At 69.6% G+C, this 18,607-nt stretch carries 9 protein-coding genes; 5 read left to right on the top strand and 4 right to left on the bottom strand.

The window, feature by feature from the left end; genetic code table 11:
* Window positions 1-45: 45 nt before the first annotated feature.
* Window positions 46-4,803 (bottom strand): DUF4082 domain-containing protein, encoded by a 4,758-nt coding sequence (locus ACTWQD_RS16965; protein WP_443197301.1) that lies wholly within the window; start codon window positions 4,801-4,803, stop codon window positions 46-48.
* Between the two features lie 381 nt (window positions 4,804-5,184).
* Here ACTWQD_RS16965 and smc point away from each other — a divergent pair, with 381 nt between their 5' ends.
* Both smc and ftsY read left to right on the top strand, forming a co-directional pair.
* The gene (gene smc, locus ACTWQD_RS16960; RefSeq protein ID WP_443197300.1) at window positions 5,185-8,817 is read left to right on the top strand and encodes a chromosome segregation protein SMC; all 3,633 of its coding nucleotides are present in this window, start codon (window positions 5,185-5,187) and stop codon (window positions 8,815-8,817) included.
* A 74-nt stretch (window positions 8,818-8,891) separates the two neighbouring features.
* The gene (ftsY, locus tag ACTWQD_RS16955; protein ID WP_443197299.1) at window positions 8,892-10,097 is read left to right on the top strand and encodes a signal recognition particle-docking protein FtsY; all 1,206 of its coding nucleotides are present in this window, start codon (window positions 8,892-8,894) and stop codon (window positions 10,095-10,097) included.
* An 85-nt stretch (window positions 10,098-10,182) separates the two neighbouring features.
* On the opposite strand, the gene ACTWQD_RS16950 is transcribed toward ftsY, so the two are convergent.
* Together ACTWQD_RS16950 and ACTWQD_RS16945 are read right to left on the bottom strand one after the other, a co-directional pair.
* A complete protein-coding gene (locus tag ACTWQD_RS16950) occupies window positions 10,183-11,862 on the bottom strand; it encodes a hypothetical protein (protein ID WP_443197298.1) in 1,680 nt (559 codons plus the stop codon).
* A gap of 111 nt (window positions 11,863-11,973) precedes the next feature.
* Window positions 11,974-13,221 (bottom strand): MFS transporter, encoded by a 1,248-nt coding sequence (locus tag ACTWQD_RS16945; RefSeq protein ID WP_443197297.1) that lies wholly within the window; start codon window positions 13,219-13,221, stop codon window positions 11,974-11,976.
* 260 nt (window positions 13,222-13,481) lie between these two features.
* Between ACTWQD_RS16945 and ACTWQD_RS16940 the strand changes: the two genes are divergently transcribed.
* Both ACTWQD_RS16940 and ACTWQD_RS16935 read left to right on the top strand, forming a co-directional pair.
* The gene (locus ACTWQD_RS16940; protein WP_443197296.1) at window positions 13,482-14,849 is read left to right on the top strand and encodes an ammonium transporter; all 1,368 of its coding nucleotides are present in this window, start codon (window positions 13,482-13,484) and stop codon (window positions 14,847-14,849) included.
* Complete coding sequence (locus ACTWQD_RS16935; RefSeq protein ID WP_024366371.1) at window positions 14,846-15,184, top strand: P-II family nitrogen regulator; 339 nt, start codon at window positions 14,846-14,848, stop codon at window positions 15,182-15,184. The genes ACTWQD_RS16940 and ACTWQD_RS16935 overlap by 4 nt, the downstream gene beginning before the upstream one ends.
* A gap of 275 nt (window positions 15,185-15,459) precedes the next feature.
* Here ACTWQD_RS16935 and ACTWQD_RS16930 read toward each other — a convergent pair whose 3' ends face one another.
* Complete coding sequence (locus ACTWQD_RS16930; protein ID WP_443197295.1) at window positions 15,460-16,851, bottom strand: glucose-6-phosphate dehydrogenase; 1,392 nt, start codon at window positions 16,849-16,851, stop codon at window positions 15,460-15,462.
* A gap of 152 nt (window positions 16,852-17,003) precedes the next feature.
* Here ACTWQD_RS16930 and ffh point away from each other — a divergent pair, with 152 nt between their 5' ends.
* The gene (gene ffh / locus ACTWQD_RS16925) at window positions 17,004-18,590 is read left to right on the top strand and encodes a signal recognition particle protein (RefSeq protein WP_443197294.1); all 1,587 of its coding nucleotides are present in this window, start codon (window positions 17,004-17,006) and stop codon (window positions 18,588-18,590) included.
* The last annotated feature ends 17 nt before the right edge of the window (window positions 18,591-18,607 follow it).

Genomic DNA, 18,607 nt, shown 5'->3' with positions numbered 1-18,607 from the left:
CCCTGATCAGGCCTCAATCGGGCGCCCCGCAGCTGCGGCCGGCAGTCAGGGGGAGGCGGGGGCGAAGACGACGTCGACGAAGTAGTTGGTGGCGTTCCAGGAGTTCGACGGCACGGATCCGCCGGTTCCGTACTGGTACCGGCCGTTGTTGGGTCCCGGGGCCGTCAGGAGTCCGTTGATCCACGGTTCCGCGAAGAACGCCGCCGTGTAGGCATAGTTGCCGTTGGGGGCCAGGTAGGACACCACGTAGCTTTGCCTGGGCTCAAGCGGGACGGCAGCAGCGAACGTGGCGCTTTGCCAGCCGGCGGCGGTCTCGTCCGTGAACGTCACCTGGGCCAGCCGTTCCCCGGCGGCGGTCCACAGCGAACCGACATGCGTTCCGGTGTTGCCGGCGCCCTTGTAGAACCGCACGCCCGTGGCGCTGCCGGCCGCGGACACTGAGAAGGCCGTGCCGAGTTCGATGGACGATGTGTCCCCGGTGGCGGCCGGCACGGCCGGAAGGAGGGGGCCGAACAGGGTCTGCCCGGGCCCGCCGGGGTTGGACGTCGTGAACTGCCACGTGACCGGCGCCAGTTCGGCGCCCTGGACCGAGACAAGGTTGCCGGCGCTCGCGGTGAGCGCCGTGGCCGCGGGCAGTGCCTGCTCCGGTGTGAACGTGATGGTTTTACCGTCCGCCGACAGGGCGGCCGTGCCGTCGACGGCGGTGCCGCCGGCGGCCAGCCCGAACGTGTACCCGGCCCGGACGGGCGCCGAGAACGTCACCGAGGGTTTCGAGGTCAGCGGGAAGCCGGCGGAATCGGGCGCCGGCGCCTGGGCTGTCACCGTGAGGGGCGGAACGGATGCCACGAAGTCCACGTCCACGAGGTAGCTGGCCGTCGAGGAGGATGCCGGAAAATCCCCGTTGTAGGTATACGCGCCGGCGCCGGAGGCCGTGCGGAGCGGGCCGCTGGTGACGGGGGAGCTGAGGCCGCCCGGAACCGCCGAATAAACTCCGGTGGGCGTGCGGTACGCGGCTACGTATTCGGTGTCCGCCGCGATGTCCACGGGCTGGCTGAAGGTGGCGGTCTGCCACCCGGAGGAGGACTCACCGGTGAAGGTGACGGCGGCCAACTGCTGGCCGCCGGCGGTGTAGAGGGCCCCGGTGTGGACGCCCGCGTTGTCCGCCGCCTTATAGAAGCGGATGCCTGTGACCTGGCCCGGGGAATCGCTGGCGAAGCGCACCCCCAGTGTCAGCGGCACCCCGTCGTTGAATGCCGGGCCGCCGGGGCTGACGGAGTCCTGGTAGAGCGAACACGGGCACACGCCCTCTGTCCGCGGGGCCGGAACAGTCGTGAACGTCCACGTGCCGCCGTCGCCAAGCTGCTGTCCCGTCGCCGACGTGGCGGCCAGCCTGGCCGTGTACGTGGTGCCTGGCACCAGGGGCGAGGACGGCGTGAAGGTGGCCCGGTTCACCGCCGCGTCATAGGACGCCGTTCCCGGCACCCCGGCGGAGTCCGGACCGGTCAGGGTCAGCTCCACGCCCGACGCCGGCTTGGACAAGGTAGCGGTGACCGTGGAGTCCAGGGCCACGCTTGAGGACCCGGGAAGCGGTGCCTGCGCGCCGGCCATAAACGGCGGATCCGGGTACTGGACCACCACGTCCACAAGGTAGCTGGCGGCGGAGCGGTTCCCCGGGAAGTCGCTGGTGTAGGAGTAGGCCCCGGCGTCGGAGGCGGTCCGCAGGTTCCCGACGCTCAGCCCGGGCCCGAACCCGTTTACGGTCGCGGAGTAGGAGCCCGTGGTGCTCTTGTACGCCACGACGTATTCGGTGTTCGCTGTCATGGGAACGGGCTGGTTGAAGTACGCCGTCTGCCACCCGGAGGAGCTTTCGTTGGCGAAAGTGACCGTGGCGAGCTGCTCGCCGGCCGCGGTGAACAGGGTGCCGGAGTGGGTGCCCGTATTGCCGGCCGACTTGTAGAAGCGGACGCCCGTGACGGTTCCCGCCGTGGTGCTGGAGAAGCGGACCCCCAGGCTCAGCGGCACCCCGTCCCGGATCTCCTGGATCCCCGGGGCCACCGAGTCGGCATAGATGCTGCAGGGGCAGGTTCCCGGCGCCGGCGGTGACACCACGGTGGTGAACTGCCAGGACGCGCCGGCCGTCAACGGGCCACCGCCCACGTCCGTGGCGCTGAGCGCCGCGGCGTACACCGTGCCAAGCTCCAGGTCGGCCGCGGGGGTGAAGGTGACCTTCCGTGTGGCGGGATCGTAGCCGGTGGTGCCCGGGACGGCCGTGCCGTCCGCCGTCAGCGTCAGCTGCACGCTGTCCGCGGTCACGGCCTTGGACAGCACCGCCCCCACGGTGGTGGCCTGCGGGACGCTCGAGGAGCCGCCCAGCGGCCAGTGCCCGGATGCTGTCAGGGGGGAGGTATCCACGGTGTCGAAGAGGGCGTCCACGAAGTAGTTGCCGTTGATGTAGCTGGTGGACGGGAACGAACCCGGCGCCGCGTACACGCCGGCCGGAGCGCTGCCGAAGCCGCCGGCGACGGTCAGGGGCGGATCGGCCAGCCCGAAGCTGGCCCACTGGTAGTCCTTGGTGGCGTAGTGGCCGTTCGGCGCCGTGTAGGAGACAACGTACTTCTTCCCGGCAGTGACCGGAACGGGCTGGCCGAAGCGCACTTCCTGCCAGCCGGACGCCGTTTCCGCCGTGAATGCCGCGGTGGCGAGCCGCTGCCCGGCGGCGTTCCAGAGCGAGCCGCTGTGGGCTCCGGTGTTGGCGGCGCTCTTGTAAAAACGCACCCCGGTGATGAAGCCGTCGACGCTGGGCGTGATGTTCAACCCGAGCTCGTACGCCCCGCCGTCCTGGGAATCAGGCACGTCCGGGACCTGCTGGCCGAACACCGAGTACGGTCCGGTGAGCTGGAGTCCGCGGATGGAAGGGGCTCCGATATTGGCACTGTCGTCGATGGCGCGCACGCGGATGCTGGCAGTGCCCAGGCCCTTCTGGATGTAGGTGTAGGTCCAGTTTTGCTTGCCCTGGGCCGGGCGCCAGCTGGCCCCGCCGTCGGTGGAGACTTCGACGCCGGCCACGATGCCGGCGGCGTCGGCGGCCGTGCCGGACACCGTGACGGCTGTCCCGTGCCGGACGGCGGTCCCGTCGGCGGGGGAGGTGATTGTCACTGCGGGGCCGGCCGTGTCCGTGCTGGCCGTCGCCGGTGACAGGGCCGCGTCGCGGGTGGCGGGCTGGGCGCCCATGTCGGCCAGGAGGTTGATTTGGGCCTGCTGCATCCGCGGATCCGCCGGTGCGCCGTCGCCGTCGTGCACCTGGTCCAGCCCCCACGTCCACTGGACGGTGCCCGCGGAGAAAACCAGCGCCCCGCTGGGCGCCCGGTACAGGGTGGTGCTGTGTGTGGTGGTCCCCGGCAGGACGGCGTTGCCGAAGTCCTGCAGGTACTGCGGTGTCGGGCCCGTCGTGGTGGAAAGCCGGATGAGGCCGGCGGGCCGGAACCCGTTGTCCACGTCTTCATTGGATTCATAGCCCACGGTGTGCGGCGCCAGCTCCGCGGAACTGCCGGCGGCGAGCGCCGCCAGCGGGGTGTTGCGCCACAGCCGCGATTTCCCCTCGGCGGCGCTGACCGTGATGGGAAGGTCCGTGTAGTTGGACACGTACATGGTCCCGGTCAGCGCGTTCTCGGGCATCCCTCCGCCGTTGGCCGGGGCGGCGTACCTCGGATCCCGCCAGGTCCCGGTCCATCCCGTGCTGGGGTCGATTTTGCCGTTGGCCCAGGTTTCCTTGTAGGACGTGATGGTGCGGCCGGCCGCACCATCCACCGGCGAGGGCTCCATCCGGGTGCGCCAGTACACCTCGTTGCCGGAGAGGAACTGCAGGTTCACGCCGGCGTCGCGGGCCGCCTCCACGTTGGCCCGCTGCGCGCCAGACCAGTACTCGTCGTGGCCCACGGAGAGGAAAACCTTGTGGTTCAGAAGCTGCGCGCCGTTCCGGTCGGTGTCCACTCCGCTGATGTAGCTGACGTCGTACCCGTTCTTCTCCAGGAAACGGACCAGGGGATACTCGTTGCTGAAGTAGAAGTCGCGCCCTGCCATGGACCCGCGGGTATTGACCGGGCGGTTGTAGCTGATCTTGTAGGCGCGGCCGTTGTCGGCGCCCTGGTAGAAGTCGGAGCCCCCGTAGCTGTTGTAGGCCTGCCACGAGGTATCGGAGGTCTGGAAAACGACGTCGGACCGGCTGCCGTCCGCGCGGACCACAAACGTGATGTGGCTGCGGCCGCCGGTGTCCGGCCGGGTCAGCAGGGCCACGTAGACGCCTGACACGGCCGTCGCGGGGACCTGCCACGTCGCGGACACCGCCCAGGTGCCGCAGTCGTAGAGTTCCGTGGTGGCGTCCGTGAGGCACTGCGGCTGGTTCTGCCGGAATGCCGACGGTGTGACGTCGGCGATCTTGCGGGCGCCGAGGCCCTGGTACCAGCCGGTCCGGTAGAGCCCGATCGTGTAGCTGGCCGCGGTGGTGTCCACTTTGAACCTGACGGGCTGGCCGGCGTTGACACTGATCTCTGTCGAGAACCCCTGGATGTCAGCATCCCCCGCGCCGTCGATGTCCCATTCCGACGGCGGGCTGCCGGGCTTGGAGTTCTCGCACGCCACGGCGTTCAGGAGCGGTGAGCAGGGATCCGCCGCGCTGGCCGCCGGCAGCAGGGCCGGCGGCGCCGCAACGGGCAGCAGCGCCGCCACCAGCGCCAGCGCGAGGGCCAAGGGGAGTGCGACGCGCTGGAAGATTGTCAGTGTGCGGCCGGCTGCAGAAACAGACATATGGACTCCTGAGTGAGTGCGCTGCGGCGGTATCGGGCCGGCGCGCGATGCACCGGCCTGTGCCGCACCCCCCGGGGCAGCCAACCAAGGTTTTCACTTGTCCCTGCTGTACCTGAACTGAGTTGCCGGCCACCCGCCCCCAAAGCGCTCCTGGCAGAACGCCCCTGGCAGAACAAGACAGCGTGCGTTCTGCCGCGTCGGTCCGGCGTGAGCCCGCCGGCCCGAGCTGTGCCCAGCAACTCTGGCGCCAGCCTATGGTCCTGTCCGGAAGCGCTCCAAAGGAATTCCTTGGGAAAAGCCTAAATCCGCTGAATTTCCCGTGGTGGCGGTAGATTTGAGGCAGGAACAGCCGTTTCCGCCAGCCAGGAGAACCGAAACACTTTGCACCTCAAAAGCCTGACCGTCCGGGGATTCAAGTCCTTCGCTTCGGCGACGACCTTCGAATTCGAGCCAGGGGTCACCGCCGTGGTTGGCCCCAACGGCTCCGGCAAGTCCAACGTGGTGGATGCCCTGGCCTGGGTCATGGGCGAGCAGGGCGCCAAGACCCTGCGCGGCGGCAAGATGGAAGACGTCATCTTTGCGGGCACGTCCGGGCGCCCGCCGCTGGGCCGCGCCCACGTCTCGCTCACTATCGACAACAGCGACGGCGCCCTTCCGATCGAGTACAGCGAAGTCACCATTTCCCGCACCCTGTTCCGCACCGGCGGATCGGAGTACGCGATCAATGGGGCCGGCTGCCGGCTGCTGGACATCCAGGAACTCCTCTCCGATTCCGGCCTGGGCCGGGAAATGCATGTGATCGTGGGGCAGGGGCAGCTGGACAAGGTGCTGCATGCCACCCCGGAGGACCGCCGCGGGTTCATTGAGGAAGCCGCGGGCATCCTCAAGCACCGCCGCCGCAAGGAAAAGACGGTCCGCAAACTCGAAGCCATGCAGGCCAACCTCGCCCGCCTCAGCGACCTCACCGGCGAAATCCGGCGCCAGCTCACGCCGCTGGGCAAGCAGGCCGAAGTGGCGCGCCGTGCCCAGACGGTCCAGTTCGAAGTCCGCGACGCCCGGTGCCGCCTCCTCGCCGACGACCTGGTCCAGCTGCAGTCCGCCCTGGCCCAGGACGTCGCGGACGAAAGTGCGCTCAAAGCCCGCCGCGCCGTCGTCGGGCAGGAACTTGACCTGGGCAGGCAGCGGCAGGCCGGCCTGGAACAGCTCGCCGCGGAAGCCACGCCCGCACTCAATGCGGCCCGCGACACCTGGTACCAGCTCTCCGCGGGCCGGGAACGGCTGCGTTCCCTGGGCGCGCTCGCCGAGGAGCGGCGCCGGCTGCTGGGGACCGCGGACACCGTCCCCGACTCCGGCCGCGACCCGGACAGGCTTGACCGGCAGGCGGCCGCCGCCCGGGCCGAGCAGGCGGGGCTGGAACGCCAGATCGATGAGCGCGGCGCCGCCCTGGCCGCCGCGACGGCCGCCAAACAGGATGCCGAAAACGCTGCCGCCGCCGAGGACAAGCGGCTGGCGGCGCTGCTCCGGGCCGCCGCGGACCGCCGTGAGGGCCTTGCCAGGCTTGCCGGACAGGTGGGCGCCGCGCGCTCGCGGGTGGAGTCGGCCCAGGCGGAACTCGGCCGCCTCCGGGAAGCCCTCGCAGCGGGGGAGGAACGCCGCCGGCAGGCCCAGAGCGAGTTCACCGCGCTTGAATCCCAGGTGGCGGGCGTGGAGGACGGCGAGGAAACCCTCGACGCCGACTACGAGGACGCCAGCGCGGCCCTCGACGCCATCACCGCCGAGATCGACGCGCTGGAAACCGCCGAACGCGACGGCGAACGGGAACGCGGCGCGCTCGTGGCCCGCCGCGACGCCCTCCAGCTCGGCCTGAACCGCAAGGACGGCACGGGCCACGTCCTCGGTGCAGGGCTCCCCGGGGTGCTGGGATCCCTCGCGGCCATGATCTCGGTGGAACCCGGCTTTGAGGCCGCCATCGCGGCAGCCCTGGGTGCGGCCTCCGACGCCGTGGTGGTCCAGGATGCCGAGGCGGCGGCCACCGCCGTGCAGCGGCTGAAGGACGACGACGCCGGCCGTGCGGCACTGCTGCTGGCCGGCGCGGCTGGTGGCGCGCCCGGCCCTGCTTCCGGCTCTGCCGCTGACCCTGCCACTGACTCTGTCGCTGATCTGCCCGCCGGCGCCCGGTGGGCCGCGGAGCTGGTCACGGCGCCCGGCCCCGGGGACACCGAAATCCCCGGGCTGCCCCTGGACCGGCTCCTCGCGGGGACCGCGGTCGTCGAGGACCTGGCGGACGCCGCCGGCCTGGTCGCCCGCCGCCCGGAACTGACCGTTGTCACCACCGCCGGGGACGTCGTCACCGCCCTGACCGTCAGCGGAGGTTCCGCGAAGGCGCCGTCACTGATCGAGGTGCAGGCCGCCGTCGACGACGCGGCTGCGCGGCTGGCCGCCGTCACCGCCGGACTGGAACGCCAGCGCTTCGCGCTCGCCGCCGCCCGGGCCCGGCGGGCCGAGGCGCAGGAACGTGCCGACGCGGCCCTGGACAAGCTGCACGACTCGGACGCCCGGCTCGCCGCCGTCGCCGAACGCCTGGGGCACCTGAACTCGGTGCTCCGCAGCGCCGTCGGCGAAAGCGAACGGCTTGCCGCTTCCCTCGCCGGGGCCGAGGCCAACATTGCCGGTGAACAGGAGGCGCTCACCGCTGTGGCTGCCCGGCTTGCCGCCGCCCAGGAAGCCCCGGCCGAGGAGGAGCCCTCCCCGGAACACCGTGACGCCCTGGCCCTGGCCGCCTCGCTGGCCCGCAGCGCCGAAATGGACGCCCGGCTCGCCCTGCGCAGCGCCGAGGAGCAGCTCACCGCCACCCGCAACCGGGCGGCGTCGCTCGAACGCGCGGCCGCCACCGAGCGGCGCGCCCGCGAGGAGGCAGCGGAGCGGGCCCGCCGCCGCCGGCTGCAGGCCAGGCGCGCCGCTGCCGTCTCCGCCGCCGTCGGCCAGGTGGTCGGCTTCATCGACGTTTCCGTGGAACTCGCCCGGGAGGAACGGGACCGCGCCGAGGAACGCAAAGAACAGATGGACGCCGAACTCGCCGCCGTCCGCACCAGCAACGACGCACTGGCCCGCGAGCTGGCCGAACTGACCGATTCCGTGCACCGCGACGAAATGGCCCGCGCCCAGCAGCGCCTCCGGATCGAGGCCCTGGAGCTCCGGAGCGTCGAGGAACTGGGGCTCACCGCGGACCAGCTCGTGGCGGATTTCGGTCCGGACCAGCCCGTTCCCGTCCCCGCCGCGGAATCCGGGGACAAGTGGGCGGCCCTGCGTGCCCCCGTGGATGCCGACGGCCGTGAGATTGTGGCCGGGAAACCCTTCGTCCGCGAGGAACAGGAGAAGCGCCTCAAGCGGGCCGAACGGGACCTGTCCGCCCTGGGCCGGGTCAACCCGCTGGCGCTGGAGGAATTCGCCGCCCTGGAGGAACGCCACCAGTTCCTCAGCACCCAGCTCGAGGACCTTAAGTCCAGCCGCAAAGACCTGCTGGACATCATCAAGGAAGTGGACGAGCGGGTGCAGAAGGTCTTCGCGGAGGCCTTCGAGGACACCTCCGCGCAGTTCGTCCGGATCTTCGCCCGGCTGTTCCCGGGCGGCGAGGGACGGCTGGTCCTCACCGACCCCTCCGACATGCTCACCACCGGCATCGAGGTGGAGGCCCGGCCGGCCGGGAAGAAAATCAAGCGGCTTTCGCTGCTGTCCGGCGGCGAACGGTCGCTGACCGCGGTGGCGCTCCTGGTCGCGATCTTCAAGGCCCGGCCCTCGCCGTTCTATGTCATGGACGAGGTGGAGGCGGCGCTGGACGACACCAACCTGGGCCGGCTGATCACCATCTTCGAGGAGCTGCGGGAATCCAGCCAGCTCATCATCATCACCCACCAGAAACGCACCATGGAAGTCGCCGACGCCCTGTACGGCGTCACCATGCGCGGCGACGGCGTCTCCACCGTCATCAGCCAGCGCCTCGGCGCCCAGGTCTAAGGCGCGCCGGCACCCGGTCGAGGTCCCCGACGTCGACGGCGTCAGGGGCGTTCGGGGTGTGAGAAGCTAGGGGAGTGAACGACATTCTCCCTATTCTTCTGCCCATTCTCGCCGCCTTGGTGGTCCTCGGTGCGCTCATCCCGGTCCTGATGAAGACCCGGAGGAACATCACCAACTACCCCGAAAAGCGTGACGCGAACGATCCCGTCCAGCCGGGCGGCGGAACCCTCCTCGAGGACCGCCCCGCGCCGGTCCGCGACCGCAACGCCCCTGACGCCGTCGACGTCGGGGACCTGGAAACAGTCGAAGTCCCGGACACCGTCGCCGGCCTGGAAACGGTGCCCGTGGAGACGCCGCTGCCGGTGGCCGGCCGCCTGGTCCGCCTGCGCGAACGCCTCGTCAAGTCCAACAACATCCTGGGCAAGGGCCTGCTGGCGCTCCTCTCCGCCGACAAGATCGACGAGAACGTCTGGGACGAGGTGGAGGAGACCCTCCTGCTCGCCGACCTGGGCACCGAGCCCACCCTCCAGCTGGTGGACGCGCTGCGCGAACGCGTCAAGGTGCTGGGCACGCGCTCCCCGGAGCAGGTCAAGGCCCTGCTGCGGGAGGAACTCATCAAGCTCGTGGACCCCACCATGGACCGCAGCCTGAACGTCACCCGCCACGCCGACAAGCCCGCCGTCGTGCTGGTGGTCGGCGTCAACGGCGTCGGCAAGACCACCACCGTGGGCAAGCTCGCCCGCGTGCTCGTCGCCGAGGACAAGGACGTGCTGCTGGGCGCGGCGGACACCTTCCGCGCCGCCGCCGCCGAGCAGCTCGCCACCTGGGGCCAGCGCGTCGGCGTCCCCACCGTCAAGTCCGACGTCGACGGCGCGGACCCGGCGTCAGTGGCCTATGAGGCGGTCAAGGCCGGCATCGACCAGGAAGTCGACGTCGTCATGGTGGACACCGCCGGGCGCCTGCAGAACAAGGTCGGGCTGATGGACGAACTCGGCAAGGTCAAGCGCGTTATCGAGAAGCTGGCCGAGGTGGACGAGGTGCTGCTGGTCCTGGATGCCACCACCGGGCAGAACGGCCTGAACCAGGCCCGGGTCTTCGCCGAGGTGGTGAACATCACGGGCATCGTCCTGACCAAGCTGGACGGCACGGCCAAGGGCGGCATCGTGGTCGCCATCCAGAAGACCCTCGGTGTACCGGTCAAGCTGATCGGCCTGGGCGAGGGCGCGGACGACCTCGCACCTTTCGACGCCGAGAACTTCGTTGACGCCATCCTGAACTAGGCTCCCCTTAAACACCGCTGGCTCCCAGCCGTTGCCGTCCGGACGATCCGGAACGGGAACAGCTGGGAGCCAGCGGTGTTTGCGGCTAGTGCTTGAAGTTCAGGACGGTGACTGTTCCGGCCGTCAGCTTGAACGTCTGCTGCCGGGAACCGTACGCGAACCCTTCCACGGTGGCGCGCTCGGCGAGCGGAACCGGCTCGGACTTGGCGCCGTCGATCACGGTGCTGTCCTCGGCCGCGTAGCTGGGACCGGCCAGCTGGGTCATGGTTCCGGTCAGAGCGCGCTCCGGCAGGGTGAGCGTGACCTCGGTCTGGGCCGCCTTCTCAGGGTCGTTCTGGTTGACCAGGACCACGCTGGTGCTGCCGTCGCCGTTCCGCAGCGCGTAGCTGTACATCAGGCCGCCGCCCTTCGAGTCCAGGTTCAGGAACTTGCCGCCCTCCATCTCGGCCACCATGGAGATGCCGAAGAAGTTGGCGCGGCCGGTGAAGGTTCCGTCCGGCTTCAGGTAGGCGCCGCCGCTGCAGATGGCCGACATGGGCGGGCCGCCCTTGCAGGTCAGCATCGAGCTGTGGAACCCGATCCGGGTGATGCCCAGCTGCGCGGCGTTGAGCGCATAGTCAGCGGTCCACAGCGCCGAGGCGTGGGTCCGGGAGGTCTCGTTTGACCCCGGGCACGCGGCGATGCCGGTCTCCGGCAGCCAGGTTTCGAGCCCCGCCGCCTTGGCGACTTCCAGCGCGGCCTGCTGGTAGTCGTCAGCGCGCTGGTGCATCAGCGGTGTCATCACGTTGGCGATGGTCGGCGAGCTTTTCGGGTCGCCGCCGTCGCAGCTGTGGAGCGGGTAGTTGTGGAAGGACAGGATCTTCTTCTGCGGGATGTCCGCATCAATGAACGGCTGCCACCATTTGCGGTCGTATGCGCCCGGGCCCGAGATGGGCACATTGGGCGCCACCGCGTTCATGGCGACCGCGTAGGCCTTGAGTTCCTCAACGTACTGCCCGGTGCTGTAGCCGCCCGGGCGGACGCCGTTGGCGCCGAAACCGTTGGGCTCGTTCCCGACCGTGAAGCTCAGCAGCCGGGGGCCAAAGATTTCCGCGGCGTGCTTGGCCATGTCGGCGGCACGCTCCGGATCGTAGTGGCCCAGGTCCACGGTGAGGCTGACGGTCGCATCGGCAGCTTCCAGCAGGGTGTTCAGCCGGGCCAGGTCCGCCGGGCCGACGGCCCTGACCGGGTGCGCCTTGTCTCCCTTGTAGCCGGTGGACGGGACAGCCTCATTGGTGGACGTCCAGAAGAAACGGCGGTCCACGGCGTTACCGCCGAAGCGGAGCACCGGCTGGTCGGCTTCCTTGAACAGTTTCACCAGGGAGGCGTTGTCACCGCTGAGCATGGGGTCGGCCAGGTCGGTGGCTTCGAGTGAGATGCCAACGAGTCCTTTGGTCAGGGACGTGCCGACCTGATCGTTCGACACGCTGACCTGCAGCGGCTCGACGGGCTCCAGCGGTGAGCCGGCGGGCGGGCCCGGCTGCTGGTAGTAGGTGACTTCCGGGGCCGGCGGCAGCGCGGCCTCGGACGTTGGTGCGGTGCCCGCGGGGGCAGCTGCGTTTCCGCCGTCGCCGGGCCGGAGGAAGAACACCAGGGACGCCACAACGGCGATGACTGCAATCACGGACAGGACGACGGCGGGGCGCAGCTTCCGGGGCCGCGGTGCGTCCGTGCCCTCGTCCCTGGAATCGGGCGCGGGGTCGTAGAGCGGGTCTTGGGGTGGCATGACTAAGTTCTCCGGCTTCTGGGTGGGATCTCCCAACAGCCTAACGAAGTCCGCCGCCGGGCGCCCCCGCGGGACGCTGCAACGGCCGGGCCGTGCGCTCTGTCAGGAGCGTCAGGCAGCGCGGTGACCGGGGCGCTGGAACGTTTCGCGGGCCAGCAGCCAGCCGGCGGCGGCCGCGATGAGGACGCCGCCGGTAACGCCGAAGGCCCAGCCATAGCCCAGCCGGTCGGCGAGGAGGCCGGCCAGCACCGGCCCGATGATCGCGCCGCTGTCCGCCGTCATCTGGAAGATGGCCAGCACCCGGCCGCCGGAGCGTTCGTTGCCGATCACGTCGGCCATGGCCGCCTGCTGGGCCGGACCCAGCAGGCCGGATCCGACGCCGGCCACGGCTGTGGCCACCAGGAACCAGAGCAGATCGTGGGTGAAGCCGATGGCCGCCGTCGCGGTCCCGGTCACCAGCAGGCCGGAAATCATCAGGGGCTTGCGGCCCAGGGTGTCCGCGAGTTTGCCGGAGAACGTCAGCGCCACGGCGTTGGCCGCGGCGAACACCGCCAGCGCCCAGCCGGCGGATTCCGGCCCGGCGTTCAGGGCGGCGACGGCGAAGAGGGGCACCGTGGCCATCCGCACACCGAAGGTGGCCCAGCCGTTGGCGAAGCTGGAGAACAGCCCCGCCCGGTACGCGCTGTCGCGCAGCGCGTCGCACAGTTCCATCGCGGGCGCCGTACTCCCGTCCGGCCGGGACGCGGCCGGCACGTGGCTGAGCTGGGTCTGCACCACCAGCGCGGCCAGGACCAGCGCGGCCGCGTACACCAGGAACGGCACGCGCAGCCCGAACCCGGCCAGCAGGCCGCCCACCACCGGCCCGCACACGTTGCCGATCAGGAACGCCGAGGCGTACGCGCCGGACACCCGGCCCCGGCTTTCAGGCGGGGCCAGCCGGACCACCAGGGCCATGGACGCCACCGTGAACATCACCGAGCCCGCGCCGCCCAGGCCCCGGAAGATCAGCAGCTGCCAGTAGTCCTGTGCAAACGCGCACGCCGCCGTCGACGCCGCAACGATCAGCAGGCCGGCCACGTAGACCGGCCGTTCCCCGAGCCGCACGATCAGCGCACCGCCGGCAGGGGCAAACACCAGCCGCATGAAGGCGAAGATGCTCACGATCACCGCGGCCGCCGTCGCGCCGACGTCGAATGTGGTGGCGAACTGGGGGAGGACGGGCGCCACGAGGCCGAAACCGAGGGCGATCAGGAAGGCCGCGACCAACATCACCTTGATGTCCCGCGGCAGCACTGCCTTTCCGCTGTTGCGCGGGGATGCCAGCGGCGGGGAACCCGCGGGGCGGGGGGTCTTACTCATGGCGTCGGCTTCCTGGCGGTACGGGCGCACTGGCGTGCGGAGAGAACTGATGTTGGAACGGGTGAAACATAACCGTAACAAGAAGGATTTGCACCATTTACTTCCGGGAGGTTCTTGTAACAACCCGGCAATCTAATTCCTCCACCGGCGAAACACTCCGCGGACAAACTTTTCTGTAGAACGCAACCAGCGTTGAGGCATGCGGAGGACACTCCGCGAAACACCCAACAGATTCGCATCCAAAAGGGAGGACGTGCACCATGGAACTTACCGCAGGTCACGTATGGCTGATGGTGGCGGCGGCACTCGTGCTGTTCATGACACCAGGACTCGCATTTTTCTACGGCGGCATGACACGCGCCAAGGCTGCACTGAACATGATGATGATGAGCTTCATCTCCATCGGCATGGTCGGTGTGGTCTGGGTGCTCTGGGGCGCCTCGATGAGCTCCGGCGAGGGCTTCATGCAGATGGTCGGAAACCCGTTCGCCACCTTCGGGCTCGAGGGCATCGACACCCCTGACGGGCTCATCAAGGTCGGCTACGCCGCCACCTTCGCCATCATCACCGTCGCACTGATCAGCGGCGCCATCGCGGACCGCGCCAAGTTCGGCGCCTGGTCCGTCTTCGTCCCCGTCTGGGTCACGCTGGTGTACTGCCCGCTGGCCTACATGGTCTGGGGCGGCGGGCTGTTCGGCCCGGAGGGCGCCATCGGCCAGGCCCTCGGCCCGGCGATTGACTTCGCCGGCGGTACGGTCGTTCACATCAACGCCGGCGTCGCCGCACTGATCCTCGTGCTCATCATCGGCAACCGCAAGGGCTTCGGCAAGGATCCCAACCACCGTCCGCACAACATCCCGTTCGTGATGCTCGGTGCCGCGATCCTGTGGTTCGGCTGGTTCGGCTTCAACGGCGGCGCAGCCACCACCGCGGAACAGGGCGGCCTGATCTGGGTCAACACCCTCGCAGCCCCCGCAGCGGCCATGCTCGGCTGGCTCATCACCGAACGCATCCGCGACGGCCACCCGACCTCGCTCGGTGCCGCCTCCGGTGTTGTCGCCGGCCTCGTCGCCATCACCCCGGCCTGCGCCAACGTCAGCCCGGTCGGTGCCCTCGCCCTCGGCCTGGTGGCCGGTGCCGCGTCCGCCCTGGCTGTGGGACTCAAGTTCCGCTGGGGCTTCGATGACTCGCTCGACGTCGTCGGCGTCCACCTGGTCTCCGGCATCATCGGCACCGTGGCGCTGGGCTTCATCGCCCTCCCCACCGACGGCGTCGGCGGCGGCCTGTTCTACGGCGGCGGACTCACCCAGATGTGGGCCCAGCTGGCAGCGGCCGGCATCGCCATCGCCTACTCCGCAGTGATGACCGCCATCATCGCCTTCGCCATCCACAAGACCATGGGCTTCCGGGTTTCCCAGGAGCAGGAAGTGGTGGGTGTGGACCTCAGCCTGCACGCAGAGACCGCCTACGAGTTCGGCGTCGGCGGCCACGGCGGAAGCTTCACCCCGCTGCATGAGCTCATCACCGGCAAGACGCAGACCGGGGCAGTCCCGGCCGCCGAGACGGTGGACGCGGCAGCCAACGGCAAAACGACCGCAGCAGCAGGCAAGGAAAGCGTGGAAGCATGAAACTGATCACAGCAATCGTCCGGCCGGAAAAGCTCGACACCATCCGCGAAGGCCTCGAAGCCTACGGAGTGCAGGGCCTCACCGTCAGCGCAGCCAGCGGCTACGGCCGCCAGCGCGGCTACACCGAGGTGTACCGCGGCGCCGAATACAACGTGGACCTGCTCCCCAAGATCCGGGTGGAGGTCCTGGCCACCGACGAACAGGCGGACGACATCCTGGATGTCATCATCGCCAGCTCGAATACGGGCCGGGCCGGCGACGGCAAGGTCTGGACGATGGATGTGTTCGAGGCAGTACGGGTCCGCACCGGTGAGCGCGGATCGGCCGCCATCTAGGCAACAACCTCACAGCTCCAAACAACGCGGCGGGCCGGGAACCTGAAAGGGTACCCGGCCCGCTGTGTTGTGCCCGCCGACGCGCAAGAGGTCTTGCGACGCGCCAAGTTTCCGGCGCGTCGGTAGTCGGGTGTCGTCCGGATCTTTGCGCGTCGTACAGGGGGAAGCGCGTCGCCAGGAAGTCCGACGGCGGCCCGCGCCTCAGCGCGATCCACGCCCAGCCGCGGCCGCATCCGCCCCGGCCGGCGTCCCAGCCCGCGTCCCAGCCCAGCCGATTAGCGGGCCGGCCAGCCTTCGGGGCCGGCGCTTCCGGCGGCGTACTCGTCCAGCGGCACGCTGTCCTTGGCCCAGGCTTTCAGGACCGGCTCCAGGATCCGCCAGCAGTCCTCGGCGGTGTCCGCGCGGACGGAAAGCAACGGATCCCCGGTGAGGACGCCTTCCAGGACTTCGCCGTACGGCAGCAGCTCGGAACCGCTCAACTCGGCCCTCAATGTGGCGCGGTCCAGGCTCAGCACGTCGCCGGGGCCGTTCACATCGACGTCGAACTGCAGTGTGTCCGGCCCGAAACCAATCCTCAGCTGGTTGGGGGAGTCCACGCCGGTGAAGCCCTTGGGCAGGTGCGGCACGGGCCGGAACGTCACCACGGCTTCCTTCCGTTTGTTGCCCAGGGCCTTGCCGGAGCGCAGCGTGAAAGGAACGCCCTGCCAGCGCCAGTTGTCGATCGCCACCTGCACTTCGGCGAGGGTTTCGGTGCCGCGGGCGGCGTCGACGCCCTCCTCCTTGGCGTAGTCCGGGACCTTCCGGCCGTCGATGGATCCCGCGGTGTACCGGGCGCGGCGGGTGTTCTTGGCGTACGGTGCCCTGATGCTGCTGGCCCGCAGCACCGTGGCCACGGCGTCCCTCAGGTCACGCTCATCCACCGAGGCCGGCGGTTCGATCGCCATGAGGGCCATGATCTGCAGCAGGTGGCTCTGGACCATGTCGCGCAGGGCGCCGGCGCCGTCGTAGTAGCGGGCACGCCCCTCCAGGGCGAGGTCCTCGTCGAAGACAATCTCGACACTCTCAATGTGTTCGCGGTTCCACACCGGCTCCAGGAAAGTGTTGGCGAAGCGTAGCCCGAGGATGTTCAGCACCGTCGCCTTGCCCAGGAAGTGGTCCACCCGGTGGATATGGTCCTCCGGCACCAGGGCGGCCAGGGTCTCGTTCAGATGCCGGGCGGATTCCTCGCTGGACCCGAACGGCTTTTCCATGACCAGTCGTGTCCCGGCGGGTACCTGCCCCGGCTCCAACGCCTCGCAGGCCAGCTGGCTGACGCGCGGAGGAAGGGCGAAGTAGATGGCCACAGGTCCCGGCAGCTGCGCCAGCAGGCCGGCGAGCTGCCCGTCTGCGGTGACGTCCAGCTGGTGATAGCTGGTGGTCTCGCGGATCCGTTTGAGCTCCCGCCGGCCGGAGGCGTCGGCCTGGGAATTGGCGTCGGCGAAGGAGGTGTCAACACGCTCCCGCCACTGGTCCGGGGTCCAGGCGTCCGAGCCGGCGCCCACCAGGGCCAGCCCGTCGGCGCGTCCCCGGGCGACGAGCCGGGCCAGTCCCGGCAGCAGGAGCCTGCCGGTGAGGTCGCCGGAGGCGCCGAGGATGAGCAGGGTTTTTACAGTTGTTTGGCTGGTCACCTAAGCCAGCATGCCATCTTGAACGCGCGTCTTGGTACCCTAGATAGTCGAGTCCCGTTGTCGAGGCGGTTCGTTCACGCGAACCTCAGTCGCGACGCTGGCGTGCCGGACCGGCCGCCATCCGTAGATCCACTGAAAGAAGTGCACGGCGCGTGTTCAATTCACTCTCTGACCGGTTGACAGCAACCTTCAAGAATCTCCGTGGCAAGGGCCGCCTGACCGAGGCGGACGTTGACGCCACAGTCCGCGAAATCCGGCGCGCCCTCCTGGACGCCGATGTCGCAGTGCCCGTGGTCCGTGAATTCACCGGACGCGTGCGGGAGCGTGCCCTCGGCGCCGAGGTCTCCGCGGCGCTGAACCCGGGCCAGCAGATCGTGAAGATCGTCAACGAGGAGCTCGTCGAGATCCTGGGCGGCGAGACGCGCCGGATCCGCCTCGCGAAGACCGGACCCACCATCATCATGCTCGCCGGCCTCCAGGGTGCCGGCAAGACCACACTGGCCGGCAAGCTCTCCAAGCACCTTAAGTCGCAGGGCCACAGCCCCATGCTGGTCGCCTGCGACCTGCAGCGCCCCAACGCCGTCACCCAGCTCCAGGTGGTGGGCCAGCGCGCCGGCGTGCCGGTCTTCGCCCCGCACCCGGGCGCCAGCTCCACCGAACTCGAGCACCCGGCCGGCGACCCGGTCGCCGTCGCCCGCGCCGGCGTCGAGGAAGCCCGCCGTACCCTGCACGACGTCGTGATCGTTGACACCGCCGGCCGCACCGGCGTCGACGCCGAAATGATGGAACAGGCGCGCCAGATCCGCCGCGCCATCGTTCCCAACGAAGTGCTGTTCGTCGTCGATGCCATGATCGGCCAGGACGCCGTCAACACGGCCATGGCTTTCGATGAAGGCGTCAACTTCACGGGCATCGTGCTGTCCAAGCTCGACGGCGACGCCCGCGGCGGCGCCGCTCTCTCCGTCTCCTCGGTCACCGGCAAGCCCGTGATGTTCGCGTCCACCGGCGAGGGCCTGGACGACTTCGAACTCTTCCACCCGGACCGCATGGCCTCCCGCATCCTCGACCTCGGTGACGTGCTCACCCTGATCGAGCAGGCCGAGAAGAGCTGGGACAAGGACGAGGCCGCCCGGATGGCGAAGAAATTCGCCGACCAGGAAGACTTCACCCTGGACGACTTCCTCGCCCAGATGCAGCAGATCCGCAACATGGGCTCCATGAAGAAAATGCTCATGATGATGCCCGGTGCACAGAACATCCGGCAGCAGCTGGAGCAGTTCGACGAGCGCGAGATCGACCGGGTCGAGGCCATTGTCCGGTCCATGACCCCGCATGAGCGGGTGGCTCCCAAGATCATCAACGGCTCCCGCCGCGCCCGCATCGCCCGCGGTTCCGGCGTCCACGTCTCCGAGGTCAACGGCCTGCTGGAACGCTTTGCCCAGGCCCAGAAGATGATGAAGAAGATGGCTGCCGGCGGCGGAATGCCCGGCATGCCGGGGATGCCCGGCATGGGCGGCGGCGGACCCCGCAAGGGCGCCAAGGCCGCACCCAAGAAGAAGGCCCGCTCCGGAAACCCGGCCAAGGCCGCGCAGGAGCGCAAGGACGCGGAGGCCCGCCGTGCGGCCGGCGCCAAGGCGCTGCCCACCGGCGCCGCTTTCGGCCAGCAGGGCGGCGACTTCGATCCGTCCCAGCTGAACCTGCCGAAGGGCTTTGACAAGTTCCTCGGCGGGGGCAAATAGGCCCTGCCGGCCGAGAT

It is taken from the genome of Pseudarthrobacter sp. 1C304 (assembly GCF_052245515.1).
In the GTDB taxonomy this organism is placed as follows: Bacteria; Actinomycetota; Actinomycetes; order Actinomycetales; family Micrococcaceae; genus Arthrobacter.
Note: the sequence above shows the minus strand (reverse complement) of the source record. Positions and strands in the feature narration are given on the sequence as shown.